This is a genomic window from Metabacillus halosaccharovorans, from assembly GCF_002019635.1.
GTDB lineage: Bacteria > Bacillota > Bacilli > Bacillales > Bacillaceae > Metabacillus > Metabacillus halosaccharovorans.
Genome location: NZ_KV917372.1, coordinates 1,428,473 through 1,453,082, shown reverse-complemented (window position 1 = coordinate 1,453,082; position 24,610 = coordinate 1,428,473). Strand labels below are relative to the sequence as shown.

Below are 24,610 nucleotides of genomic sequence, written 5' to 3'. Positions count from 1 at the left end.
ACATTTTTATACGGTAAGTAGATAGGAGGAACTTAATGTGAACAAAACAATCGTGGGAACTAAGTCAATGGTCGTGAGTCCGCATTATTTGGCATCACAAGCAGGAAGCACAATTTTAGAAAGAGGAGGGAATGCATTTGACGCAGCAGTAGCAGTGAGTGCTTGTCTTGCTGTTGTGTACCCGCATATGACCGGTCTCGGAGGAGATTCATTTTGGGTTACATACAGTAAGAGTGAAGAGAAAGTGAAAGTTTATAATGGTAGTGGTCGAACTGGAATAAACCTGACTCGAGAAGTGTATGAAGGGCAAGAAGCGATACCAACCAGGGGAATCGAGAGTGCTATTACGGTTCCGGGAATGGTGGATAGTTGGGATGCGGTCTTAAAAGAATATGGCAAATTATCATTAGAAGAAGTATTACAACCCGCAATTGATTATGCCGAAAATGGGTTTCCACTTTCGCCTGATCAACATGAAAACACTGTAAAGAGAGCGGATATGTTGAAGGAAGATGGAGATATGGCCCGAATATTCTTACCAAATCAGCAAGCTCCTAAACTATTTCAACGTTTTATCCAAACAGACTTATCATGTACATTAAAAATTTTAGCTACAAACGGTAGAGATGATTTTTACAAAGGAAAGCTGGCAGAGCGTATTGTCTCAAGCTTAAAAGACAAGGGCAGTCGTTTAACCTTAGATGATTTTTCAAACCATTATGGAGAGTGGATAGATCCAATCACTACCTCCTATAGGGGCTATGACGTTTATCAAGCACCCCCAAATTCACAAGGATTTGTAGGGTTAATGGCGCTGAATATTTTAGAAAATTTCGATTTCTCTTTAATTGAAGAAGGTTCTTATCGTTATTATCATGTTTTAGTTGAAGCATTAAAAAGAAGCTTTCAAGATCGTAATAAGCATCTTACAGATCCTCAGTTTTATGATATCCCATTAGATAGGTTAATAAGCAAATCTTACGGAAAAGAATTGGCAGAAGGGATTCAATTCGACAGAGTAGGTGAAATTGAAACCGAATCAGTTGGAAGTGATACAGCCCATGCCGCAGTAATTGATGAGGAAGGAAATGCGGTATCATTTATTCAAAGCCTTTATTTTGAATTTGGATCTGGTATTGTAGCAGGAGATTCTGGTATTGTCATGCAGAACAGGGGTTCCTTTTTCTCTTTAGATCCTTCTCATGTGAACTGTCTTGAACCTGAAAAAAGGTCATTTCATACGTTAATGCCTGCGATGGCGTTAAAAGATAGGAAGCCAAGAATCCTTTATGGAACACAAGGTGGGGAAGGTCAACCTCAAACCCAAACGGCGATTCTCACAAGAATGATTGATTATGGGATGGATCCTCAATCAGCCATTAGTGCCCCAAGATTTGTATGGGGAAGAACATGGGGAAAGAAAACTCAAGAATTAAAAATAGAAGGTCGAGTAAGCCTGAATGTTCTGGAACAATTATCAAAAGCTGGTCATATTGTCAATAAAGTTGAAGATTTCGATGGGGTAATGGGTCACGCAAATGCGATTTTAATCGATGATCAAGGCTTTGTACACGGTGGGGTTGATCCGAGAAGTGATGGGGCTGCGGTTGGAAGGTAATGTAGAAGTTGTGAAACTTGTCGAATTTTCCCTAATCGCAAATAAATCTTGAGAATAGTAAATAAATTTAATAAATAGCAAATAAAATTCCAGAATAGCAAATAAATCTCCAAAATCGAAAATAAATTTTTATTTCTGTCCAATGAAAGGTACGCCTTCCCTTTAGCCCTTATTTTTCTTTATATTTCACTTTTATCTCCATACTTGAATCATTATACTTAAACTATATGATGCTTAAAGGATGGGTTTTTAGTGAAAATAGATCACATTGATAGAAAAATACTAGAGCTTCTCACGATAAATGGCAGGATGTCTTATTCGGATATAGGAAAGGAACTTGAGTTATCAAGAGTTTCTGTCCGTGAACGTGTAAATCAACTGATAAAACATGACGTGATTGAAAAATTCAGTGTTGTGATCAATTCGGAAAAAATGGGGAAAAATGTTTCGGCATTTTTTGAAGTGGATTGTGAACCAGCCTATTTGGTTGAAGTTGCCCAAAAGCTTGCGGACAATCCTTGTGTGTCCAGCTGTTATCAAATGACAGGACCAAGTACATTACATATGCATGTATTGGTTGATGATTTCGAGGCATTAGAGAAGTTTATCAATAATGAGTTATATGCACTAGAAGGAATCACAAGAGTTGAAAGCCATATTTTACTTAGACGTTTTAAAAGCAGAAGTGGGATGAAATTATAAAGAAGTGTGTAGTGGAGAATGCGGGTAAATTGATTCCATTGGCATTCTCTTTTTATTTTGAGTATTATTCGGAAAATGTATAGAAATGAAGGGGGATATCCTATATAATCAAAATAATCAAATTATAGTTTCGTTTGTAAGTTGATATCACTTTATTGATTAACAAACGAAAAAATATCCGCATAATTTAGTAATAAGATCCATACCTATTGTAGGGGCACAATTTATAGAAGAGGGGGGATAATAAGTACCTGGCAGGTATGTGCCGAAGAGAAATGACATTATATGTAAAGGGTGAGAAGAAATGAAACACCTCCAATTATTTTTAGCATTTTTTCGAGTGGGCATGTTGGGGTACGGTGGAGGACCTTCATCAATTCCACTTGTTCATAAAGAAGTAGTCGATAAATATAAGTGGATGAATGATGATGAGTTTGCTGATGTATTAGCGCTTGGAAATACATTGCCTGGACCAATTGCAACGAAAATGGCCGGTTATATTGGGTATCGTGTAGGGGGGATATTGGGGCTTATTAATGCCACACTCTCCACTATTCTTCCAACGATTGTTCTAATGATTGTCTTATTGACAACGATTTCCTCTATAAAGGATTATCCTTGGGTCCAAGGAATGACAGCAGCAGTAGTACCTGTAGTTGGAGTTATGCTGGCAACATTGACATGGGACTTTTTTAAAAAATCACAAACATCAATGGGCTGGATAAAAGCAATAGCATTTATAGGTGGTAGTTTTCTTTTTATGGAGATTTTAGGTCTACATCCAGCTGTTTTAATCGTAGTATTATTGATTGCTGCTGTCATGATAAAAGATAAAAAACCTGATGAAGAGAGCAACGTAGAGAGGGGGAATGCGTCTTGATCTATTGGGAGATATTTCTTGCCTTTTTTATTCCGGGAATATTAGGGTATGGTGGTGGTCCAGCTTCGATCCCACTGATTGAAAATGAAGTTGTTGATCGCTATGGATGGATGAACGCTAGGGAGTTTAGTGAGGTACTTGCATTAGGAAATGCCTTGCCCGGTCCAATTGCAACAAAGATGGCCGGTTATATTGGCTACGAACAAGGTGGTATTTTAGGTAGCTTAGTTGGTATTTTTGCTACAGTGGCACCGTCTCTTATTTTAATGATTGTCTTATTGGGGTTTTTATACAAATACAAAGACTCTCCTAAGGTAAAACGAATGACAACTTTTATTCGTCCAACAATCGCAGTTTTACTTGGGGTAATGGCATACGGCTTTTTCTTCACTTCTTATCAAGACACGGGAATATGGCAAACCTTGTTTCTTGTGGTAGCAAGCTTTTTCTTATTGGAAAAATTAAAGGTCCATCCAGCCTTGGTTATTGTAGCTGCGATGGGATATGGAGCGGTCTTTATATAAAATCCCAAGCTTCTTTAAAGCTTGGGATTTTTTATTTGGTATTTAGTATACTCTCTTCTAAAACCTCATTTTTATCTCCGTAAACTTGTGTTAAATGACATTCTCCCCAAGCACATAAGGCATCCAAAATATGTTCAAGACTTTTACCGTATTCACTTAATTCATATTCTACTTTAGGTGGAATTTCATGATATACAATACGATTAATGACACCATCTTCCTCTAATTCACGTAATTGTTGAGTTAACATTTTTTGAGTGATATTAGGCATTAATCGTTTTAATTCACTTGTCCGTTTTTTTCCGTGAGTAAGGTGACACAAGATGACACACTTCCATTTCCCACCGATTACTTCTAAAGTAGCTTCAACACCGATATTGTATTTTTTCTTTTGCATATTTTCCTCCATAAATATGATAGGCACTAGAAAGTACCTATATCACTTATTGGTATCTATCGTACTTAAAAGTGCGTTCTTCTCAATTTGAATTGTATATATCATAATAACATTTGCCGATCGATTTTCACCATTTATTTTATCGTCTGCATGCAGAAGGTGAATCATACAATAGTATCTATTTTAGGAGGAGACTAAATGACTTTAGATAAAAAAAGAAGCATTTTCGCGCTGCTGGCATTAGCGGTTAGTGCTTTTGCTATAGGAACAACTGAATTTATAAGTGTAGGATTATTGCCGCTTATTTCAGAGGATTTGCACATACCTGTCACAACAGCTGGTTTAACTGTATCTTTATACGCATTAGGAGTTACGTTTGGGGCTCCAATCCTTACATCTTTAACTTCTAGTATGTCACGAAAAACGTTACTGCTTTTGATTATGATTGTTTTTATTGTTGGTAATTCCCTGGCTGCTAGTTCGACTAGTGTAGGAATTTTACTTTTTGCCCGAGTTATTTCAGCTTTTTCTCATGGTGTTTTTATGTCAATTGGTTCAACGATTGCCGCTAATTTGGTACCTGAAAATAAACGGGCTAGTGCCATTTCGATCATGTTTACAGGTCTAACTGTAGCAACTGTGACCGGAGTACCGCTTGGAACATTTATTGGTCAGCAATTTGGATGGAGAGCTGCCTTCCTTGCCATCATATTGGTTGGGATAATTGCTCTTATTGCTAATAGTATCCTTGTTCCTTCTGATTTACCGAAGGGAGCAAGAACAACCTTCAAAGACCAATTCAAGCTTCTTTCAAATGGCCGTCTTTTACTTTTATTCATTATAACGGCCTTAGGCTATGGAGGGACATTTGTTGTTTTTACTTATCTTTCACCATTGCTTCAACATGTGACAGGGTTTAAAGAGGGTGTTGTGGCGGTCATTTTGCTTGTTTATGGGATTGCCATTGCAATCGGTAATGTCATAGGTGGGAAACTCGCAAATCAAAATCCCCTTAAGGCATTGTTTTATATGTTTATTGTTCAGGCCATTATTCTTATTGTTCTTACATTTACTGCACCATTCAAAACGGCCGGGTTAATCACGATTATTTTTATGGGACTTCTTGCTTTTATGAATGTTCCCGGTTTACAAGTGCATGTTGTCACACTTGCGGAGAAATTTGTTCCAAGTGCAGTAGATGTGGCATCAGCGATTAATATTGCAGCATTTAATGCCGGTATTGCGATCGGATCTTATGTAGGAGGAATCATCACGGATTCCATTGGATTGATTCATACGGCATGGATTGGCGGGTTCATGGTTATGGGTGCTGTTATCTTAACAGGATGGAGTCGTTTGTTAGAAAAACAAGATTGACACATTTTTACGGGTGGAGTGGGTGGGAGTACAAATAATTAAATTGGAGGATGTTTTCATGATAAATGGTTTACAAGAAACAACAGCTTTGCATAATGGAGTAAAAATGCCTTGGTTTGGCATCGGTGTGTTTAAAGTAGAAGAAGGTCCGGAATTGGTGAATGCATTAAAAGCTGCTATTAAGCATGGGTATCGAAGCATTGATACAGCAGCTATTTACGGAAATGAAGAGGGTGTTGGAGAAGGCATTCGAGAAGGGCTGAAAGAAGCAAAAATTTCTAGACAGGATTTATTTGTAACCTCAAAGGTTTGGAATGCAGACCTAGGGTATGAATTAACATTAAAAGCATTTGAAAGTAGCTTACAAAAACTGGGTTTGGAGTATTTGGATTTATATCTTATTCACTGGCCTGTTGAAGGTAAATACAAAGATGCATGGAGAGCGTTAGAAACTCTTTATAAACAAGGAAAAGTAAAAGCAATTGGTGTTAGCAATTTCCAAATTCATCATCTTGAAGATTTGATGAAAAGCGCTGAAATTAAACCGATGATTAATCAAGTAGAGTATCACCCGCGTTTAACTCAAAAGGAGCTTCAAGAATTTTGTCAAAAACATGAGATTCAGCTTGAAGCATGGTCACCATTAATGCAAGGTGAGTTGCTGGACAACGACACTTTACAGAGTATTTCTGCTAAATATCAAAAATCAATTGCACAAATTATATTACGTTGGGATCTTCAAAACGGTGTGATCACAATTCCGAAATCGACAAAAGAACACAGAATCATTGAAAATGCATCCATTTTTGATTTTGAATTAACAAAAGAGGATATGGAGAAGATAGATTCCTTAAATGAGAATAAGCGTGTTGGACCGGATCCGGATCATTTTGATTTCTAAGGAATATGATGAAAAAAGGGGCAGTCAATAAAATGACTGCCCTAAACTTTTACCCTCTTAACAATGGTAATGTACAGCATCTAAATGCTCCACCTGATTTAATAATCTCCGTTATATCCACTTCAATGATTTCATATCCACGCTCTCTAAGCTTATTGTTCACCCGGTGATTAATCGGCAGGCTTAATATCCGCTTGTTACCAATCGATAAAATATTAGTTCCTAATGTCGCTTGCTCTTCCTCTGAAACTTCAATAAGATCATATCGTGAGGCAAGTAATTGATGTTTTTCTTTGCTCATTTCACCAGGGAAAATCAAGGCCTCATTTGGTGAGATAATGTTGAACACACAATCAAGATGTAGGTATTTATCTGTAAAAGGAATAGCGATTACTTCATACGTTGGCAAAAGGGTCTGCAAATGCTGAATTGCATCTACATTTGTTCGGTTACTAACTCCAACAAAAATGGTGTTTCCATCAATAAAAACATCTCCACCTTCAATCATATCTCCAATAAGATTTGTGTACGTAATTTCTTCTTTCTCAAGATAAGTAATAAATTCCTTTTCTTCCCCGACCCGTAAATCATGTGCCATATCGGCAACAAAAACCTGTTGTCCTAATGTAAATCCAATGTCACGAGTAAACACCTGCTCTGGGAATTTTTTATGAGGGGTTAGTAAATGAACCTCGATTCCGAGATCTCGTAGAGTTTGGACCAATGCCTGGTGCTGCTTTTTAGCTAACTCTGTATCAATATTTTCTTTTAAATATTGTTTTTGAGTTTCATTAATAGGTTCTTTAATTGTCATATAATCTGGTGGACAAAGCACTACCTTTTTAAGTGGATCGTATTCGTTTAAGCATGTACATTTTATGTAATCCGGACGCTGTGACATGAATTACTCCTCCTATATCTGTTTTTCTTACTATTCCCTATCATTAGGCGATTGAACCTTTATCTAGTTAGAAGCTTGATTTTTTAAGGGTGTAAATAATCTGCATATTTATATAGATACAATTGCAAACTATTCTTAATGTCTGCATATAGGAGGTTTGTTATGATGAATAATAAATCAAAAATTGGTGCATCCGAATTTGGTGCGTTATGGGTGACCTATCATAAAAAAACAATGATCTTAAGATTCTTGGAACATTTTATACATACATCAGATAATAAAAAAGCAAAACAACTATTAACAGGCTTACATGGAAAACTTAATTCAAAAGTAGAAGAAATGAAAGAACTCATTCAAAAAGAAGGGACAGTTGTACCCGCAGCATTTTCAAGTGAGGATATCAATTTAGATGCACCAGCATTGTTTAGTGAGGGCTTTGATATTATGTTTAGCCGCATTTTAAAGGAAATTAGTTTAGGGATGTACACGCTCCACATTATATTGTCATATCGTAAGGACCTTATAAAGCTTTATAAGGAGCTTAGTGATCTTTCACAAATTTATTTTGGGCACTTTACCGAATTTCTATTGGAGGAGGGTATTCTTCAAAAACCGATTACAGTGAATTTGCCTAAATCAACTAGTTTTGTAACAGATAAGGGTTATCTTAAAGGATCTCATTTATTTGGAGAAAAAAGGCAATTGACTGTTGTGGAGTTTGGTTTCTTATATCATGGCATCGAAACAAATGTAATCGGAATGAAATTGATGGAAGGATTTTCTCAATGTGCAAAGGATGAAGAGGTGAAAAAATACTTCTTAAAAGGGAAGGAACTTTCGAAAGAAATGATATCAGAAACAGAAAAAATACTTCTCCAAAATGATATTCAGCCTAACATACCGTCTGGAGGAAGAACAACCAATTCATCTGTTGCCCCTTTTTCAGATAAGCTTATGATGTATTGTGCTTATCTTTTAAGTAACTTCAGTATTGGTGGAGAAGGCTTCGGTACGGGATTTAGTATGCGTAGAGATCTCAACATGAAATTTGGAATTTTTGGTAAAGATACATATGAGTACATGAGAGAAGGAGTTTCGATTATGATTTCAAATGGCTGGTTGGAGGAACCTCCTAAAATGGATGTATAATCTGGTTAAGGGGCCAATGATGGTCCCTTTTGATTTTTTAAAAATCTGCACTTTTTTGTTTTGTATTAAAAATATACCTAACCTCATTGGCGAATTAATCTTAGATTTCATTTGGCAGTTTATTTTCATTTAAGTTTTGCAGGTTTAAAGTCTATCAATCTTCCTTTTCTATAGGAGGGATTTCTGAAGGCGCGGTAAAATAACTTGAAAAGAAGGTAACAATCTTTAAAAATACAACTTTTTAGAAAACTTATTTACCGAAGGCGTTCCCATAATCCTTCTTTACGTATTATGATAGAAGCAAGATATGGTGTGAATATACGGATAATCCGTTAAAATAAAAAACGCCTGCAATTGGTAAGGAGGCAACAATGATCGTTACAATAAAAGATGTTGCAAAAAAAGCAAATGTAGCACCTTCAACAGTGTCAAGAGTTATTGCAAATAGCCCGCGTATTAGTGAAAAAACAAAGAAAAGAGTTCGTGAAGTAATGGAGGAATTGGGATATCACCCAAACTTTCAAGCTCGCAGCTTAGCAGCGAAAAGTACACAAGCAATTGGTGTCATCATGCCGAACTCTGCCTTTCATGCATTTCAAAATCCCTTCTTCCCGGAGGTATTAAGAGGGATTAGTACGAGTGCACATGCTAATAAGTATGGTATATATCTTTCGACAGGTTCAACAGAGGATGAAATATATAATGAAGTAACTTCAATGGTACAGGGTAGAAGGGTAGATGGTGTGGTACTCTTATATTCGCGAGTGAATGACAAGACGATGAACTTCTTACAGCAATCGAATTTTCCATTCGTCGTAGTTGGAAGGCCATATGAGAATGAAGAACGCATCTCATTTGTTGATAATGATAATATTTACAGTACAAAACAAGTAACAAAGTATCTTATCAATCTTGGTCATCACAATATTGCGTTTGTTGGAGGCAGCCTTAATTTTGTTGTGACAATTGATCGACTAAATGGATATAAGCTGGCCTTAGAAGAGGCAAACATTCCGTTTAATGAAAAGTATATGGTTCATGAGGAATACATTAAGGAAAATGGAAGGGAAGCCCTTCACTCTCTTATGTCGTTACCATCACCACCAACTGCCCTTGTAACACAGGATGATTTAATTGCTTATGAAATGATTAGTTACCTAGAGGAAATAAGCATTCGTGTACCGGAAGATATCTCAATTGTCAGCTTTAATAACCTTATGTTATCTGAACACTCCAAACCTCCGATCACATCTGTTGATATATGTATCTATCAACTAGGTTTTGAAGCAACAAATTGCTTAATTGAGAAGATAAAAATGCCAAATACGCTACCTAAGAGGATAACGATCCCGACAAAATTTATTGAAAGAAAGTCATGTGAAATAAAGAAATAGATATATGTTGAGTTGAATAAGGGAAGGGATTAAAATGGTCAAATCTTCATGTGAGGTGTATCACTCTATTGTGATACACCTCTTTAAAAAAGGGCTTGTGAAAACTAATGTGATTAGTTTATATTAAAACTAATAGCATTAGCATTAAAACTAATGATAATTCAGGGAGATGTGAAGATGAAAATTGTAAGGGATAGGAATATATACCAATTAATCTTTTTGCAGGGGTTTTTTCCAGTGAATTGCTATATTGTTGAAGAACAAGCGAGCATTACACTTATTGATACCGGAATCCCAAGTAGTTTTAAAGGAATCGTAAAGGTCATAAATGAAATTGGTAAACCATTAAAACATATCCTGATTACTCATGCCCACGGAGATCATGTTGGCTCGCTTGTTGAGTTGAATAAAGCTTTCCCGGATATACCTATTTCCATTTCAAGGAGAGACAGCAGATTATTAAAAGGGGATAGGGAGCTTGAACCTCACGAGCAGCAAACACCTATTAAAGGTGGAATTCCAAAAAATATCAACCTGCAACCAAATCAGCTCTTACATGAAGGTGATCAAATAGGTTCTCTTGTAGTCATTGCAACACCCGGCCATACGCCTGGTTCCATATCTTTTTTCGATACAAGAGATCATTCAATCATAGTCGGGGATGCGATCCAAACAAGAGGAGGAATTGCGGTAAGCGGACAGCTTCGTCCCTTTTTTCCATTTCCGGCAATGGCAACATGGAGTAAAGAAATGGCTCTTGAAAGTGTAAAGAAAATAGTGGCACTTGAGCCGAAATTGCTGGCTGTTGGTCATGGGGAGATGATCGTGGAGCCAAAAGAAGCAATCCTTCGCGCGATCGAAGAAGCGGAACAAAAAATAAGAACGTAGGAGGAGAGGGAAATGCCGAGGATGGGGTTGGATTTGCATACAATTTTACAATCAGCAACTGAATTAGCCGATCAGCAAGGATTAGCTTCTGTCACATTAGCATCACTAGCTAAAAAATTAAATATACGTCCACCTTCATTATACAATCATATTGAAGGACTAGGAGGACTTCGGAAAAAGTTAGCTGTACATGGTTTAGACATTTTATATGATAGGCTAGCACACGCTTCAATTGGTAAAGCGAAAGATGAAGCGGTACATTCAGTGGCAGATGCCTATGTTGCTTTTGCTCGGGAACACCGAGGGATCTATGAGTTAACCTTACAAGCCGCTGAACCTGAAGACCATGAAATACAAAAAGCCGGCGGCAAAATTGTAGATTTAACTGTACAAATCTTAAGAGGATATGGATTGGAAAACGATGAAGTTATTCATGCTGTACGAGGACTCCGCAGTATTCTTCATGGCTTTTCATCATTGGAACAAAAGGGAGGATTTGGACTTCCATTAGAGCTTGATAAAAGCTTGCATTTATTGCTCGATAGTTATTTAGCGGGTATTCATAAAATGAAGGAGAAATAGTCGGAGTTTGTCGAGAAAAGTCTAATCGAAGAAATATGTTAAAAATCGTTGATAAATATCAAGAATCGAAGATAAATCTCCAAAATCGTTGATAAATTCCAGAAATCGAAGATAAAGCAGTAGAATCGTAGATAAATTCCAAGCAGACTAAAAAAGGATCGAAAGGATCCTTTTTTTATGCGTAAAACATACCTTGTGCATGTTCATTACAGGCTGTGATAACATAATAGCAACAAAATGTTGAATCATTGATTCAACATGAGAGGAAGTTACAAGATGAAACAAGATTTTACAAGTGGAAGCATCATGAAGCAGGTGTGGACGTTTTCCCTTCCTATTATGCTAACAAATCTGCTTCAGATCTCATATCAATTTATAGATAGCTTATGGGTAGGAAACTTGTTAGGTGCCAATGCTTTAGGAGCAATCGCTGTTTCAAGTACGGTCATTTTTACAATTTTATCATTCATCATCGGTATTAATAATGCGACTCTTACAATCTTATCTCAGCAAAAGGGTAAACAAAATGATACAGGGCTAAAAAACTATCTTAATGCCTTTGTTGTCGTGTTAACTGCCTTATCTGTGTTTTTAGGGATAGCAGGGTATTTTTTTTCAGAGCAGATTTTAATATGGATGTTAACTCCTGCAACAATGATTCCGGATGCTGCGGATTATTTACAAATTAATTTCATAGGAATTCTATTTTTATTTGGCTATAACTTTATTAGCACTGTGCTTAGAGCACTTGGTGATAGCAAGACACCGATCCGCTATGTAATGATTGCAGTAGTCTTAAATGCACTATTAGACCCGTTATTCATTTACGTGTTCGAGCTCGGCATTGCCGGCGCTGCCTATGCAACGATTCTTTCTCAGGGAATTTCCTTTCTCTATGGAGTTTGGGATACTTTAAGAAGAGAGTTAGTTCCTTTTATAAAACCAAAGCTGCCTTCCGGTGATGAAGTGGCAACAATTATGAAGCTCGGATTGCCTTCAGGCTTACAAATGACTGTGATTTCAGCAGGTGTAATGGCCATTATGAGTGTGGTCAACTCCTTTGGCAATGATGTTGTAGCAGGATTTGGTGCAGCCCAGAGGCTTGATAGTCTGATTATGCTACCTGCTATGGCTCTTGGGACAGCAGTTAATAGTATGGCAGGACAAAATATTGGTGCAAACCAGTGGAAGCGTGTCCATGATATTGCAAAGTATGGTGTTATATTTAATTTAATGATTATGATTCTAATAAGCACGGTTGTGGTGCTCTTTGCTGAATGGGGAATAAAACTTTTCATCGGTGAAAAAGAAGCCGTACAATTCGGGACTAATTATTTAATCGTAATAGCTTTTTTCTATCCATTTCTCGGAATTAATTTTATTTTAAATGGAATAGTTCGTGCAGCTGGTGCTATGTTTCAGGTATTAATTTTAAATGTTATTTCTTTTTGGATACTTAGATATCCGTTGTCGTATTTATGTTCAAAATGGCTAGGAGAACAAGGAATTGCAGTTGGAATGGGTCTTAGTTTTGTCATTAGCAGTGTAATTGCATTTGGTTATTATAAGTATGGAAAATGGAACAAAATTATGTTGGTGACAAATGAAAAATAATTACATAATCAGTCTTGACAGTCGGTGAAATACTCGGCATAATAAATAAAAATCACAGTGAACGTATTTATAGAGGACTAGTATACGGTATCTTTTATCACAGAGAGTGAAGTTTATAAGCTGAAAGACTTCATATAAAAGCCCGTTGAACCTACCTCTTGAGTCCTATGAAAACATAGGCGCACCCCTGGCGTTAAAAAGGGTAAAGTGGGATGTGAATGTATATTACTTCATATCCAATCAAGGTGGTACCACGGAAGCTAAGCTCCTTTCGTCCTTATTTCTTAAGGATGATGGGAGCTTTTTTATTGCTTAGGAAACTATAAAATTCTTTGAACTGTGGGTAAGTGCGAGACATCCAGCTCCAGCGCCTAGCCCCTCTAGGGTCTAGCCACAAATGAATTGAAGACAAAGAACGTTTTCTATTCATTTGCGTCTTATTTGCCCGAGGCTGATCAAGGCGCTTGCGCTTTTGTTATTGCTTGCAACTTCAAATGGAGGAAGAAGATATGGATAAGAAGCGAATTGTTGTCAAAATTGGGAGCAGCTCCTTAACAAATGCAAAAGGACAAATCGATCAGGAAAAATTCACAGATCATGTTGAAGCTGTTGCGGCACTCAGAGAGGCGGGGCATGAAGTGTTACTTGTATCATCAGGTGCGGTAGCTGCTGGATTTGCCCGCTTAGGATATCCTTCCCGACCGATTACCTTAAAAGGAAAGCAAGCAGCAGCAGCTGTGGGGCAAAGCTTGTTGGTTCAATCTTATATTGAACAATTCAGTTATCATCATATTGTTCCTGCTCAAATTCTGCTTACTCGAAATGACTTTTCAAAACAAGATCGGTATAAAAATGCCTATGCAACTGTAACAGAATTACTAGAGCGTGGTATATTACCGATTATTAATGAAAATGACACTGTTTCTGTTGAGGAGCTTACTTTTGGTGATAATGATATGCTCTCAGCACTTGTAAGTGGACTCGTTCATGCGGATCAGCTCATTATTTTAACAGATATTAACGGACTTTATGATTCAAATCCAAATAAAAATCCATTCGCAAAAAGAATAGATTTTCTTCCAGATGTATCAGAAGACATGCTGGATGTTGCAGGAGGATCTGGTTCAAAGGTTGGTACAGGTGGCATGAAGTCCAAGTTAATGGCTGCTAAAACAGCACTCTCATTAGGTGTACAAGTGTTTATAGGTCTTGGCAAAGGCAGAAATAAGCTTGTGGATATTATGCTTGGCAATGGAGACGGCACATATATAGGGAATGAAGGACTTCAAGCTGTAAACAACAGTCGTCAATGGATTGCGCTCCATTCAGAAATTTCAGGTACTATTTATGTTGATCAAGGTGCAGAAGATGCCCTTGTATATAAAGGGAAAAGCCTCCTTCCAGCTGGAGTCTATGACATTAAAGGTACATTTGAAAAAAATGACGTTGTAGAAGTAGTTGGGCCACAAGGTTTACTTGGTAAAGGTGAAGTGCTTTTTTCATCAGAAGAACTAAAGGATGCAATGGGGAAAAGAAGTGAAGAGTTAAACAAAGATGATGTTATATCATCAATTGTGGTGATACATCGAAATAAATGGGTAAAAGCGTAGAGGAGGAAAGGTTATGAGTGAGGTACTTGCAAAAGGAAAAGCAGCAAAGGAAGCAAGTTTTTCATTGGTAGATATTTCAACCGAAGAAAAAAATGAGGCATTAGCTAAAATAGCTGATCAGCTTTTAGTTGACCAAGGTATGATTATTGAAGAGAACAGAAAAGATTTAGAAGCTGGAAAGAAAAATGGTCTAACTGAAAGTATCTTAGATCGAATTATGCTAAACGAAAAGAGAATACTCGATATAGCTGAGGCAATTCGTTTATTAATTGATCTCAAAGATCCTATTGGAGAAACAATTGAAACAATTGAAAAAGAAAATGGACTGCTTATCAAGAAAAAAAGAGTACCGATCGGTGTAATCGGAATGATTTACGAAGCACGTCCAAATGTAACAGTAGATGCAGCAACACTTGCTTTAAAAACAGGAAATGCGGTCATTTTAAGAGGAAGCTCTTCTGCGAGCTATTCAAATCAAGCTCTTATTCAATCGATTCATCAAGCACTTGAGAACAGTTCTGTACCGGTCAATGCTGTTCAATTAATTGAAGATACAAGCAGAGAAACAGCGAAGGAGCTGTTTCATCTTAAGGAGTATTTAGATGTACTAATTCCACGCGGTGGAAAGAATTTAATTGATACTGTTGTAAGGGAAGCGTCAGTTCCGGTCCTGGAAACTGGTGCCGGAAACTGCCATATATTTATTGATGAAACTGCTGATGATCAAATGGCTGAAAATATTGTCATAAACGGTAAAACACAGCGTCCTTCTGTATGTAATGCAATTGAGACAATTTTAGTAGAAGAAAATTGGTTTTCACAATACGGGAAAAGTTTACTTGAAAAATTAGATGAACATCAAGTTGAGATCTTCGGAGATGATAAAGTGGCGAATGGGTTTGAAAAGGCCAAGTTAGCTACTGAGGAAGACTGGTATACTGAATATCTTGCTTTATCAGTAAGTGTGAAAGTAATAAAGGATGTTCATGAAGCTATTCAGCATATCAACACATATGGTACAAATCACTCTGAAGCCATTGTAACTGAAAATAAACAGAATGCTACATTGTTTTTGAATAAGGTAGATGCTGCAGCTGTATATCATAATGCTTCAACTCGTTTTACAGATGGGTCTGAGTTTGGTTATGGTGCTGAGATTGGAATCAGCACGCAAAAATTACATGCAAGAGGTCCGATGGGATTACAAGCATTAACATCCAGTAAATTCTATATTTACGGTTCAGGACAAATACGATAATAAAAAAATCTTCTAAGGATTGGACCCTTAGAAGATTTTTTTTTGGAGATACCTATATTTTAATAAAGAGATGATCATAATTGTAAAAGTATGATTAAAGTTGGTGATGAAAATGTGGTGGCTTCTACCGTATCTTTCTCTATTTATTAATCTTGTTATTATCCGTTTTATGCCAAAACATTTAACGAAAATAGAAATATATATTTCATGGTTTGTTGTGGCACTCATTAACTTAAGTTCAGATATTGTCCTCAGTTTATACTTTAGGTTGTATGAATTAAATGGTGATGGTGTCCAGCTTAGTGTCCATATTATTGAACTCACATTAGGTGCATCATATGGAATTATCTTCTTGAATTTTATGCCAAAGACAATGAAACGCTTTATTGTATATTGTGTGTACTGGTTAATTTTTTCCCTTTTATTTGAAAGTTTATTGGCTTATACAGATTTTATCCATTACTTTGAATGGAACATATGGTATTCAGCATTATATTATCTTGCAGCGTTTTGTTTTATAAGATGGCATTTGCATTTTATTCGATCCTGAAACTAAGACAAAAGATGTGATTTTGAGTAATAAATAGGTTGATAAAAAGTTTTTGAATTTCATATGGTATAATTTAGAAAGTTACAATGCTGGGTATGGGCAGCGGTGGTACTCCCGAGGCAGATCGGTGGTGGTGCCGTGTATATCACAAGAGATGAATTAGATACAATGATTGCTTTTGCTGCTTTGGTCGTTTCGATTATTGTCGCAACAAGAAATAGCGGGAATAATAAAAACGACTAGCCCACCCTGACATTTGGCGATGAGGGTAGTGGAGCTAGTCTGTGTTCTACTTGCCTCAGCCACCGCAACTTTACAATGCGGAGTAACTAAAGCTTATAAGGGCGGTTGGTGTTAGAGCACCAATCGTCTATTAGTATATGTTCTTTCCCCTATCATATACCTATCTTACCCAGTTTTCAAGTTGAAGGTGCCTGTTTATTTTCCTTTTCACTCTTCCTCATTACAAAGTTAAATTTTCCACATACCTTTCCTAATATTATGATTTCGTTCCTTTTTCTTATATAATAATAGGAAAATAGTACGATTAAAAGGTTGGTAGAGTATGAGTAAGATGGTTGTGACAGGATATGGAATAAAAGCACCAAATACTGCAAATATAGATCAATTTCTTCATCATTTAAAGAATGGAACTTGTTGTCTGGAGATAGTAACAAATTTAAGTGGAAAGCATAAATCTACCATTGTTGGTTTAATAGACAATCAAACGTTACAACCATCTAAAGATAAGCTCTATAAAAGATTACCACGTACAGCTCTGTTAGGGATAGCTGCAGGAAAGGAAGCACTAACTTATGCAAAAATAGGTAATACTGTAAAAAAGAAAGTCGGTGTGTTTTTTGGTATTTCTGTAGGAAACATAGGAGATTATGAGTTCCAAAGGGCATTGGTGAATGCCAATCAACATAATGAAAGAGAAATACCGATAACTTTTGGCCACATAGGAAACTATCATAGTATTACCTCATCGATATCTTATTTTTTAGGTGGAAATGATGTCACCAAGACAATTTCAACTGGATGTACATCAAGCTTGGAAGCTATTCAGGATGCAATTGTTTATTTAAAAAGCGGGTTAATTGATATAGCTATTGTTGGTGGAGTTGACAGTCCAATAAGCAAAGCAGCGTTTTATTCATTTTCCAAAACAAAGGTTCTGCCGATCAATCAGAGTTTAGAAGAGGGGGCTGTTCCTTTTCAATCTAGTAGTAAAGGTTTTGCGATGGCTGAAGGAGCTGGAGTCATTGTGTTGGAACGGGATTCCGATGCGTTGCATAGAGGCGCGCATATTTTTGGGGAAATAGACAACATCGTGTCAAATAATGATGGTGTACATATCTATTCTTTAGATGCATCAGGTGATAAAATGATAAAGGCCTTAAGAGAAGCTGTTAATAATAGGGTACCTGATTATGTCAATAGCCAAGCTCTAGGCATTCAAATAAATGATAGAATTGAAAAAAAAGCTTCAAAAGAATTGTTTAATCATACTGTACCTTTTACATCAATAAAAAGTATGATTGGCAATCCTTTTGGGGCTATTGGGATCATTCAGGTTATTTCATCTCTATTAAGCATTAATAACAACTTTATACCGCCAACTATTCGTACAGATAAAAGTGGGTATGAAGAGATGAACATTGTTATGGAGCCAATTTTCAAACCAATAAACGAAGTAGCCATCACAAATCATGGATATGGGGGCAATAATGCTTCGGCTTACATTAAAAGGTACAAAAAGGAAGAGACAACGTGATAACGTCATTATTAATATTTACAATTGGATTGCTGCCATTAGTTCTGGCAGTGAATGTAACAAGGATATATAAAGGATCACAATTGGGAATAGCCTTGTTGTTATTTATGTGTTCTATTACATTGTGGCAAATGGATATCGGGGTTCTCTATTTAAAAGGGATTATCCCGGAGGAATGGATTTTGAATTTATTCCGTTTATTTCGAATTGGCACAACTGGTGTTGTACCTGTTATATTCTATTTAATTTATCTTTTGCTTAACAAGCACACACCGAATATAAAAAATAAAACAGGATATAATTTTTTTCAATCTTTTTTTAATCTGAAAATATTTTGGGGTTTAGTTGTTTGGAGTGTGGGAATCTATGCAATTAACTGGACAAAATGGGGAATTGAAGGGCTAAGGGTTGTTCAAATTGCTGATCCAAATACTAGTCTTTATTTTCCTGATTACGGAGATTATCATTTTCTGTACCTTTTACACACTGGTACAGTCCTTTTGTTACTCATCATTGTCGTAATTATTTGTAGAGGGATTCAAAATGCGTCCTTAAAAGCATTTTTAAGAACCTTTTCATATTGTTCCATGTTTTTATTACTAACCGGATTTTTGAACTTCATACCTGGTACAGGTGCAGTCATTAGCAGTATTGGGGTTATTATTTTTTCATCGAGTATTATTTTTTCTTTTGTGAAAATGAATAATATTGTTACCATAAATTATAATTTATTGATAGAGCGTCAAAAGAAGCTTGATTATATGGGAAATCTCTCGACAAGCCTTATTCACGAAGTGAAAAATAATATTCAAATAATAAAAGGTTATTCCAAGATGGTTGCAGAAACGGCAGATTTACCAAAGCAAAGTAAAAATCACGTGAGCATGATTCAATTAGGTACAAGTCAACTAGAAGAATTAACACATCATTACTCAGAATACATAAAAAAGAAAGCTGTTGAGTTTAATGATGCAGACTTAAATCAAATTATTCAAGAAGCGATTGATTTTACGACAGAGTTAAGAAAAGAGAAGCAAATAGATATTTGCTTTGAACAAAAATATAAACCGCTTAAGGCATTTGCAAGCTCTACTTATTTAAAGCAGGTTTTTATTAATCTTATAAAAAATAGTTGTGAAGCAATAGATGACGTTAATCCAAAGCGTAATATTGCAATAAAAACAGATATTGTTGCCGATAAGATAATTATTGATATTTCTGATAGTGGAAATGGGATAGTTAAAGATCGATGGGAAAGTATTTTTGATCCATTTATCTCTACAAAAGAATTAGGAATGGGAATTGGTCTCCCGTTTGTCAGGAAAGTAATTTTTGAACACCGCGGCGAAATTTTTGTTCTAGAAAGCAGTCAGAATGGAACGACATTTCGGGTAACATTGCCACAATACGAATTTAGTGAGTTGAGTCATACTTAGAAAAAGAGGCTGTTTTCTATACTAGTATATACAAAAGGAAGTGGAAAGGTATGAAGGGAACAAAACGTGCTGATATACAAATTGGTGCTAGAGTAAAAGTCGTACAAAAGCAAGACCAACGATCAGGAAAATTAACAGACGGCATAGTTTCAAAAATATTAACAAATTCCGCAGTACATCCTCATGGTATAAAGGTAATGCTGGAATCAGGTATTGTAGGAAGGGTTAAAGAAGTGAGTGAATGATGAGAAGAAATTGAGAAAGGCTTAATTCAAATGAAAGAGGGACCTGTTAAATCAGTCCCTCTAAAAAGATTAGAATACCTTATCACCATTAAAAATCGAATTTTTTACAACAACATAATCAACGTGTCGAATTGCCTCTATGCTCGTTCCGCCCGCATATGAAATAGAAGATTGAAGATCTTGTTCCATTTCTGTTAGTGTATCTTGCAGGGCTCCTTTGTGCTCCACGTACATTTTTTTACCTTCTACATTTTTCTTTTCACCTTTTTGGAATTCTGAAGCTGATCCAAAGTACTCTTTCACAAGTTTACCGTCTTTTTCAATCGTTTGGCCCGGTGATTCCTCATGACCTGCAAATAATGACCCGATCATCACCATTGATGCTCCAAAACGAACTGATTTTGCGATATCACCATGAGTACGAATACCTCCATCAGCAATAATAGGTTTTGTTGCGGCTTTTGCACACCAGCGAAGTGCTGCAAGTTGCCAACCACCTGTACCGAAACCAGTCTTTATTTTCGTAATACATACTTTACCAGGTCCAATTCCTACTTTGGTAGCATCGGCCCCAGCGTTTTCAAGTTCACGAACAGCTTCAGGAGTTCCGACGTTTCCTGCAATGACGAAGCTTTTGGGTAAATGAGCTTTTATATGCTTGATCATATTAATAACTGCATTTGAATGACCGTGGGCAATATCGATTGTAATAAAATCAGGTGAAAGTTGTTCTTCAGCCAATTGTCTTATAAAATCGTATTCTTCGTCCTTCACACCAACACTAATAGAAGTGATTAATCCGCGTGAGTTCATATCCTTAATAAATGAGATGCGTGTTTCCGGTTGGAAACGATGCATAATATAAAAATAGCCATTTTCCGCTAAATATACAGCAATTTTTTCATCAATAATTGTCTGCATATTAGCAGGTACCACTGGTAACTTAAATTTATGTCCACCTAAAGTTACTGTCGTATCACATTCAGAACGGCTGTTTACCACACACTTAGCCGGAATTAATTGAATATCTTCATAATCAAATACATTTTCCATGTTATACACCCCTAAACACGAATATTGATTTAAATTCGTTTTAAAATGTTCGTCCCTTTGGTAATTTACATTATTTTTAATCAGATGTCAAAGCTTTTTACATATTTTTTTGAAAGGGCTTCACTTTTTCATGGATAGATTTCCCTAAAAGGTATCAATTAAAATAACATTTTATAGAACATATTGAATTTCAGAATCTTTTAAATAATCTTATGCGTAAGAAATGGTAAACTATAAATAACGAGATGATATGGGAAGGGTGTGAATGAAAATGGAGGAAGTGACATTTTTTCCACAAGGGGATCATGCTGTTGCAGTCGTATTTAACAATAAAATAAACAGACAAACACATAGTCAAATTCGCCATTTCTCCTCATATTTAATGGGAAATTCTTTTGATGGAATGGTTGAAGTGGTTCCGGGCTATACAAGCGTAACCGTTTATTATGATCCAATTAAAATGAAATCAGTATCACCATATGAAGAAGTTGTGACCATACTAAAAAAACAACTTTCAAGACAAAATGAACTAAATGAATTTCCGTCAAATATTGTAACAATACCTGTTTGCTACGGTGAAAAATATGGTCCGGATTTATCATATGTTGCTGCATATCATAATCTTTCAGAGCAGGAAGTTATTGAAATACATACTCATACAGAATATTTAGTTTATATGATAGGTTTTGCTCCGGGATTTCCTTATCTAGGAGGAATGTCGCAAACAATTGCGACTCCACGTAAAGATACACCAAAAGTGAATATTCCTGCAGGTAGTATTGGGATCGGAGGCGAGCAAACAGGAATATATCCTATTGATAGCCCGGGAGGATGGCAATTAATCGGACAAACCCCCATAAAACTTTTTGACCAGTACCAGGCACAGCCAAGTTTATTAAAAGCAGGAGATATCGTTCGGTTTGTACAAATCACACCTGAGAAGTTTGAAGACTGGGAGGTAGGAGATCATACATGGCGATAAAGGTAACTGAGCCGGGGCTTTTAACAACGATTCAAGATTTGGGGAGAAAAGGATTCCAGCAATATGGTGTGGTTGTTGGAGGAGTAATGGATGATGCAGCGGCCAGGTTGGCCAATATCATGGTCGGAAACTCGGAAGATGAGGCTGTATTAGAGTTAACGGTCATTGGGCCAAGTCTTATGTTCGAACAAGATTATCTCATTTCAATTTGTGGTGCAGATTTATCTGCAAAAATCGATAATATACGAGTACCATTATGGAGGCCTGTGCTTGTGAAAAAAGGAAGCTGTTTAACATTTGGTCGTCCCAAAAATGGATGTCGCAGTTATGTTGCAGTTGCAGGTGGATTTGATGTTCCGGTTGTTATGAATAGCAGGAGTACATATATTAGAGGCAAAATAGGTGGGATACATGGTAGGGCATTGATAGAAGGAGATCGTCTTAACCAGAGAAAGCAAGAAAGTTTATTCGCTCGGGCCATAATTGGGTCACTTAGAAGAGAAGAGCATTCAACTCCTTTTCAATCTGTAAATTGGACGATTCCCACTCATAAGAGAACTACCAATCACAAAAATCCAACTTTGAGAATCATAAAAGGTCCACAATTTTCAATGTTTTCTTCATTATCTCAAGAAGAGTTTCTAACAGAGGCTTACAAAGTTACACCACAATCAGATCGAATGGGTTATCGATTATCAGGTGCAAAACTTGATGTTACATCACAACTTAACCTGCTTTCTGAGGCCGTGCCAATGGGAACAATTCAGGTGCCGAATGATGGGCAACCGATTGTCCTAATGTCTGATCACCAGACAATTGGCGGTTATCCTAAAATCGGGTATGTCATAAGTGTGGATTTACCTTTAATGTCACAGGTGATGCCTGGTGAGCTCGTAAGGTTTAAGGAAGTATCAGTATTAGAGGCTCAACATTTACTTTTACAAAGAGAAAAAGAGATTAAACAGTTAAAAATAGGAATAGCCTTAGCTATAAGGAGGTCTTATAAATGAAAATAGATATAAATTGTGATATGGGTGAAAGCTTTGGAGCATATAAAATAGGCGCGGATGAAGAAATTATTCATTTTATAAGTTCAGCAAATATCGCCTGTGGTTTTCATGCAGGTGATCCAGCAACAATGAGAAAAACAGTGAAACTGGCACAAAAATATTCTGTCAAAATAGGAGCGCATCCCGGCTTTGAGGATATGAAAGGATTCGGAAGACGAAATATTTCGATTTCACCCGAAGAGGCATTTGACTTAGTCGTGTATCAGATTGGTGCACTATCAGGTTTTGTTACGGCAGAGGGTGGGACTTTACATCATGTGAAACCACATGGTGCTCTTTACAACATGGCGGCACTAGATAGAAAGCTTGCCGAGGCGATAGCAGAGGCAGTATATAAAGTAAATCCAGAGCTAATTTTATATGGACTTTCTGAAAGTGAATTAATTAGAGCAGGTGAAAAACTAGGATTGCGAACTGCGAGTGAGGTATTTGCAGATCGAACATATAAAAAAAACGGAATGCTGACACCTCGTGTAGAAAAAAATGCATTAATTAAAAAAGATGAATTGGCTATTAAACAGGTTTTAACCATGGTTCTGGAGCAAAAAGTGGTTGCTACGAATGGAGAAAAAGTATCAATAAAGGCAGATACGATTTGTATTCATGGAGATGGTGAATATGCTGCTTCATTTGCCCGATTGATATACAATACTCTTCAGGAAAACGGTGTTGAGATAAAGGGGGTATAACGCTCATTATCTTTTATTAACCGGAATATCCTAAGTACATGTGCAATATTACTTTATACATATTTTAGTAGAAAAGGTGAGCAAATGGAATTTGTAGTGGTTCTAATCCCGATATTTTTTATTTTTGGCATAGGTTTTGTAGGGGAAAAGTTACTTAAATTTGATACTAAGCCATTATCTATGATGGCCATTTACTTAATGCTTCCCTTCCTTGCTTTTGAGACATTTTATTCTACAGACTTTTCATTTGATTATCTTATGATGGCTATTTATACAATTGGGCTAGCTTTTTGTTTGATTTTAGTCATCTATGGAATTGCTTTTTTGAAGCGCTATTCGCTGAAAAAGACATGTGGAATGATTCTTGCCAGTGCATTTATGAACAACGGAAACTATGGAACGCCGCTGATTTTCTTTGCTTTCGGAGAAACGGGGTTGCGATATGCGGTAATCTTAATGGTTATTCAACAATTATTAATGTGTACCGTTGGGATTTATTATGCAGCAAAAGGTTCACCAAATGGTGGGGGAGTAAAAATTGCGCTTAAAGAAGTTGTAAAAGTTCCAATTGTATACGGAGCGCTGCTAGGTATTGTTTTTCATTTTTCTCAGCTACCAATTGAAGGAACATTTATGGAAGCCGTTTCAATGGTAGGGAATGCAGCTGTACCGACAATTATGATTATCCTGGGTATGCAGTTAGCTAAAATATCAGTTAAAAAACTGGATTTAGCCCCATTATCATTATCTTTAGGAATTCGATTGTTTTTATCACCTGTCATTGCATTTGCATTTACACTTATTTTGCCCATTGATGATTTATTAAAGCAAATCATGATTGTTTTATCTGCAATGCCTACAGCTGCGAATACAACAATGTATGCGTTAAAATATGACACAGAACCACAATTTGTCTCTTCAGCAACATTGTTTAGTACAGTTTTGAGTGTCATTACAATACCGATCGTTTTATACGTGTCACAAGTCATATATGGTTAAAAAAGCAGCATACA

At 36.5% G+C, this 24,610-nt stretch carries 24 protein-coding genes and 1 other annotated feature; of the genes, 21 read left to right on the top strand and 3 right to left on the bottom strand.

Translation table 11 applies throughout. The features are described from left to right. Nucleotides 1-37: 37 nt before the first annotated feature. The 4 genes from ggt (at nucleotide 38) to BK577_RS21395 (ending at nucleotide 3,724) form a co-directional block, all read left to right on the top strand. Complete coding sequence (gene ggt, locus BK577_RS21410) at nucleotides 38-1,618, top strand: gamma-glutamyltransferase (protein WP_078434799.1); 1,581 nt, start codon at nucleotides 38-40, stop codon at nucleotides 1,616-1,618. Nucleotides 1,619-1,870: 252 nt separating this feature from the next. Further along, a complete protein-coding gene (locus BK577_RS21405; RefSeq protein ID WP_078434798.1) occupies nucleotides 1,871-2,320 on the top strand; it encodes an Lrp/AsnC family transcriptional regulator in 450 nt (149 codons plus the stop codon). A gap of 304 nt (nucleotides 2,321-2,624) precedes the next feature. Then, nucleotides 2,625-3,200 carry a chromate transporter gene (locus tag BK577_RS21400; protein ID WP_078434797.1) on the top strand — a complete coding sequence of 192 codons (576 nt, stop codon included), beginning with the start codon at nucleotides 2,625-2,627 and terminating at the stop codon, nucleotides 3,198-3,200. After that, complete coding sequence (locus BK577_RS21395) at nucleotides 3,197-3,724, top strand: chromate transporter (protein WP_078434796.1); 528 nt, start codon at nucleotides 3,197-3,199, stop codon at nucleotides 3,722-3,724. The genes BK577_RS21400 and BK577_RS21395 overlap by 4 nt, the downstream gene beginning before the upstream one ends. A 31-nt stretch (nucleotides 3,725-3,755) precedes the next feature. Here the strand turns inward: BK577_RS21395 and BK577_RS21390 are convergent, their stop codons facing one another. Further along, nucleotides 3,756-4,121: a winged helix-turn-helix transcriptional regulator gene (locus tag BK577_RS21390; protein ID WP_078434795.1), complete on the bottom strand. Its 366-nt coding sequence runs from the start codon at nucleotides 4,119-4,121 to the stop codon at nucleotides 3,756-3,758. A 198-nt stretch (nucleotides 4,122-4,319) separates the two neighbouring features. On the opposite strand from BK577_RS21390, the gene BK577_RS21385 reads away from it, so the two are divergent. Together BK577_RS21385 and BK577_RS21380 are read left to right on the top strand one after the other, a co-directional pair. Beyond that, complete coding sequence (locus BK577_RS21385) at nucleotides 4,320-5,498, top strand: MFS transporter (protein ID WP_078434794.1); 1,179 nt, start codon at nucleotides 4,320-4,322, stop codon at nucleotides 5,496-5,498. A gap of 58 nt (nucleotides 5,499-5,556) precedes the next feature. Continuing rightward, nucleotides 5,557-6,399, top strand: coding sequence for an aldo/keto reductase (locus BK577_RS21380; protein WP_078434793.1), 843 nt, complete (start codon nucleotides 5,557-5,559; stop codon nucleotides 6,397-6,399). 49 nt (nucleotides 6,400-6,448) lie between these two features. Here the strand turns inward: BK577_RS21380 and BK577_RS21375 are convergent, their stop codons facing one another. Then, nucleotides 6,449-7,300 (bottom strand): dimethylarginine dimethylaminohydrolase family protein, encoded by an 852-nt coding sequence (locus BK577_RS21375; protein ID WP_078434792.1) that lies wholly within the window; start codon nucleotides 7,298-7,300, stop codon nucleotides 6,449-6,451. A 165-nt stretch (nucleotides 7,301-7,465) separates the two neighbouring features. Here BK577_RS21375 and BK577_RS21370 point away from each other — a divergent pair, with 165 nt between their 5' ends. From BK577_RS21370 to BK577_RS21320, 11 genes are all read left to right on the top strand, one after another. Then, a complete protein-coding gene (locus BK577_RS21370) occupies nucleotides 7,466-8,449 on the top strand; it encodes a DUF3231 family protein (protein ID WP_078435351.1) in 984 nt (327 codons plus the stop codon). A 371-nt stretch (nucleotides 8,450-8,820) separates the two neighbouring features. Next, complete coding sequence (locus BK577_RS21365) at nucleotides 8,821-9,843, top strand: LacI family DNA-binding transcriptional regulator (RefSeq protein ID WP_078434791.1); 1,023 nt, start codon at nucleotides 8,821-8,823, stop codon at nucleotides 9,841-9,843. 237 nt (nucleotides 9,844-10,080) lie between these two features. Beyond that, nucleotides 10,081-10,731: an MBL fold metallo-hydrolase gene (locus BK577_RS21360; protein WP_342743321.1), complete on the top strand. Its 651-nt coding sequence runs from the start codon at nucleotides 10,081-10,083 to the stop codon at nucleotides 10,729-10,731. Between the two features lie 12 nt (nucleotides 10,732-10,743). Next, entirely contained in the window at nucleotides 10,744-11,313 is a 570-nt protein-coding gene (locus BK577_RS21355) for a TetR/AcrR family transcriptional regulator (protein ID WP_078434789.1), read from the top strand. A 276-nt stretch (nucleotides 11,314-11,589) separates the two neighbouring features. Continuing rightward, complete coding sequence (locus BK577_RS21350; protein WP_139367404.1) at nucleotides 11,590-12,927, top strand: MATE family efflux transporter; 1,338 nt, start codon at nucleotides 11,590-11,592, stop codon at nucleotides 12,925-12,927. Nucleotides 12,928-12,984: 57 nt separating this feature from the next. Continuing rightward, nucleotides 12,985-13,209: a binding site (T-box leader), on the top strand. Between the two features lie 227 nt (nucleotides 13,210-13,436). Further along, entirely contained in the window at nucleotides 13,437-14,537 is a 1,101-nt protein-coding gene (gene proB, locus BK577_RS21345) for a glutamate 5-kinase (RefSeq protein ID WP_218970498.1), read from the top strand. A gap of 13 nt (nucleotides 14,538-14,550) precedes the next feature. Then, entirely contained in the window at nucleotides 14,551-15,795 is a 1,245-nt protein-coding gene (locus BK577_RS21340) for a glutamate-5-semialdehyde dehydrogenase (RefSeq protein WP_078434787.1), read from the top strand. A 112-nt stretch (nucleotides 15,796-15,907) separates the two neighbouring features. Next, entirely contained in the window at nucleotides 15,908-16,345 is a 438-nt protein-coding gene (locus BK577_RS21335; protein WP_078434786.1) for a hypothetical protein, read from the top strand. Between the two features lie 565 nt (nucleotides 16,346-16,910). Next, nucleotides 16,911-18,122 carry a beta-ketoacyl-[acyl-carrier-protein] synthase family protein gene (locus tag BK577_RS21330; protein WP_078434785.1) on the top strand — a complete coding sequence of 404 codons (1,212 nt, stop codon included), beginning with the start codon at nucleotides 16,911-16,913 and terminating at the stop codon, nucleotides 18,120-18,122. Beyond that, nucleotides 18,119-19,558, top strand: a complete 1,440-nt coding sequence (locus BK577_RS21325; RefSeq protein WP_078434784.1) for a sensor histidine kinase — start codon at nucleotides 18,119-18,121, stop codon at nucleotides 19,556-19,558. The genes BK577_RS21330 and BK577_RS21325 overlap by 4 nt, the downstream gene beginning before the upstream one ends. 50 nt (nucleotides 19,559-19,608) lie before the next feature. Then, complete coding sequence (locus BK577_RS21320; protein ID WP_078434783.1) at nucleotides 19,609-19,803, top strand: YwbE family protein; 195 nt, start codon at nucleotides 19,609-19,611, stop codon at nucleotides 19,801-19,803. 69 nt (nucleotides 19,804-19,872) lie between these two features. Here BK577_RS21320 and guaC read toward each other — a convergent pair whose 3' ends face one another. Then, nucleotides 19,873-20,856, bottom strand: a complete 984-nt coding sequence (guaC, locus tag BK577_RS21315) for a GMP reductase (RefSeq protein ID WP_078434782.1) — start codon at nucleotides 20,854-20,856, stop codon at nucleotides 19,873-19,875. Nucleotides 20,857-21,127: 271 nt separating this feature from the next. Here guaC and pxpB point away from each other — a divergent pair, with 271 nt between their 5' ends. The 4 genes from pxpB (at nucleotide 21,128) to BK577_RS21295 (ending at nucleotide 24,596) form a co-directional block, all read left to right on the top strand. After that, nucleotides 21,128-21,838, top strand: a complete 711-nt coding sequence (pxpB, locus tag BK577_RS21310) for a 5-oxoprolinase subunit PxpB (protein WP_078435349.1) — start codon at nucleotides 21,128-21,130, stop codon at nucleotides 21,836-21,838. Further along, nucleotides 21,829-22,848: a 5-oxoprolinase subunit C family protein gene (locus BK577_RS21305; RefSeq protein WP_078434781.1), complete on the top strand. Its 1,020-nt coding sequence runs from the start codon at nucleotides 21,829-21,831 to the stop codon at nucleotides 22,846-22,848. Before pxpB ends, BK577_RS21305 begins: the two co-directional genes overlap by 10 nt. After that, the gene (locus BK577_RS21300) at nucleotides 22,845-23,597 is read left to right on the top strand and encodes a 5-oxoprolinase subunit PxpA (protein ID WP_078434780.1); all 753 of its coding nucleotides are present in this window, start codon (nucleotides 22,845-22,847) and stop codon (nucleotides 23,595-23,597) included. Before BK577_RS21305 ends, BK577_RS21300 begins: the two co-directional genes overlap by 4 nt. 84 nt (nucleotides 23,598-23,681) lie before the next feature. Then, nucleotides 23,682-24,596 carry an AEC family transporter gene (locus BK577_RS21295; RefSeq protein WP_078434779.1) on the top strand — a complete coding sequence of 305 codons (915 nt, stop codon included), beginning with the start codon at nucleotides 23,682-23,684 and terminating at the stop codon, nucleotides 24,594-24,596. The last annotated feature ends 14 nt before the right edge of the window (nucleotides 24,597-24,610 follow it).

Bases quoted from the DNA above. Each gene is read 5' to 3' on its own strand.
- BK577_RS21400 (WP_078434797.1), top strand. From the start codon at position 2,625: ATGAAACACCTCCAATTATTTTTAGCATTTTTTCGAGTGGGCATGTTG.
- BK577_RS21390 (WP_078434795.1), bottom strand. From the start codon at position 4,121: ATGCAAAAGAAAAAATACAATATCGGTGTTGAAGCTACTTTAGAAGTA.
- BK577_RS21385 (WP_078434794.1), top strand. From the start codon at position 4,320: ATGACTTTAGATAAAAAAAGAAGCATTTTCGCGCTGCTGGCATTAGCG.
- BK577_RS21380 (WP_078434793.1), top strand. From the start codon at position 5,557: ATGATAAATGGTTTACAAGAAACAACAGCTTTGCATAATGGAGTAAAA.
- BK577_RS21375 (WP_078434792.1), bottom strand. From the start codon at position 7,300: ATGTCACAGCGTCCGGATTACATAAAATGTACATGCTTAAACGAATAC.
- BK577_RS21370 (WP_078435351.1), top strand. From the start codon at position 7,466: ATGAATAATAAATCAAAAATTGGTGCATCCGAATTTGGTGCGTTATGG.
- BK577_RS21365 (WP_078434791.1), top strand. From the start codon at position 8,821: ATGATCGTTACAATAAAAGATGTTGCAAAAAAAGCAAATGTAGCACCT.
- BK577_RS21355 (WP_078434789.1), top strand. From the start codon at position 10,744: ATGCCGAGGATGGGGTTGGATTTGCATACAATTTTACAATCAGCAACT.
- BK577_RS21350 (WP_139367404.1), top strand. From the start codon at position 11,590: ATGAAACAAGATTTTACAAGTGGAAGCATCATGAAGCAGGTGTGGACG.
- proB (WP_218970498.1), top strand. From the start codon at position 13,437: ATGGATAAGAAGCGAATTGTTGTCAAAATTGGGAGCAGCTCCTTAACA.
- BK577_RS21340 (WP_078434787.1), top strand. From the start codon at position 14,551: ATGAGTGAGGTACTTGCAAAAGGAAAAGCAGCAAAGGAAGCAAGTTTT.
- BK577_RS21335 (WP_078434786.1), top strand. From the start codon at position 15,908: ATGTGGTGGCTTCTACCGTATCTTTCTCTATTTATTAATCTTGTTATT.
- BK577_RS21330 (WP_078434785.1), top strand. From the start codon at position 16,911: ATGAGTAAGATGGTTGTGACAGGATATGGAATAAAAGCACCAAATACT.
- BK577_RS21320 (WP_078434783.1), top strand. From the start codon at position 19,609: ATGAAGGGAACAAAACGTGCTGATATACAAATTGGTGCTAGAGTAAAA.
- guaC (WP_078434782.1), bottom strand. From the start codon at position 20,856: ATGGAAAATGTATTTGATTATGAAGATATTCAATTAATTCCGGCTAAG.
- pxpB (WP_078435349.1), top strand. From the start codon at position 21,128: ATGGAGGAAGTGACATTTTTTCCACAAGGGGATCATGCTGTTGCAGTC.
- BK577_RS21305 (WP_078434781.1), top strand. From the start codon at position 21,829: ATGGCGATAAAGGTAACTGAGCCGGGGCTTTTAACAACGATTCAAGAT.
- BK577_RS21300 (WP_078434780.1), top strand. From the start codon at position 22,845: ATGAAAATAGATATAAATTGTGATATGGGTGAAAGCTTTGGAGCATAT.
- BK577_RS21295 (WP_078434779.1), top strand. From the start codon at position 23,682: ATGGAATTTGTAGTGGTTCTAATCCCGATATTTTTTATTTTTGGCATA.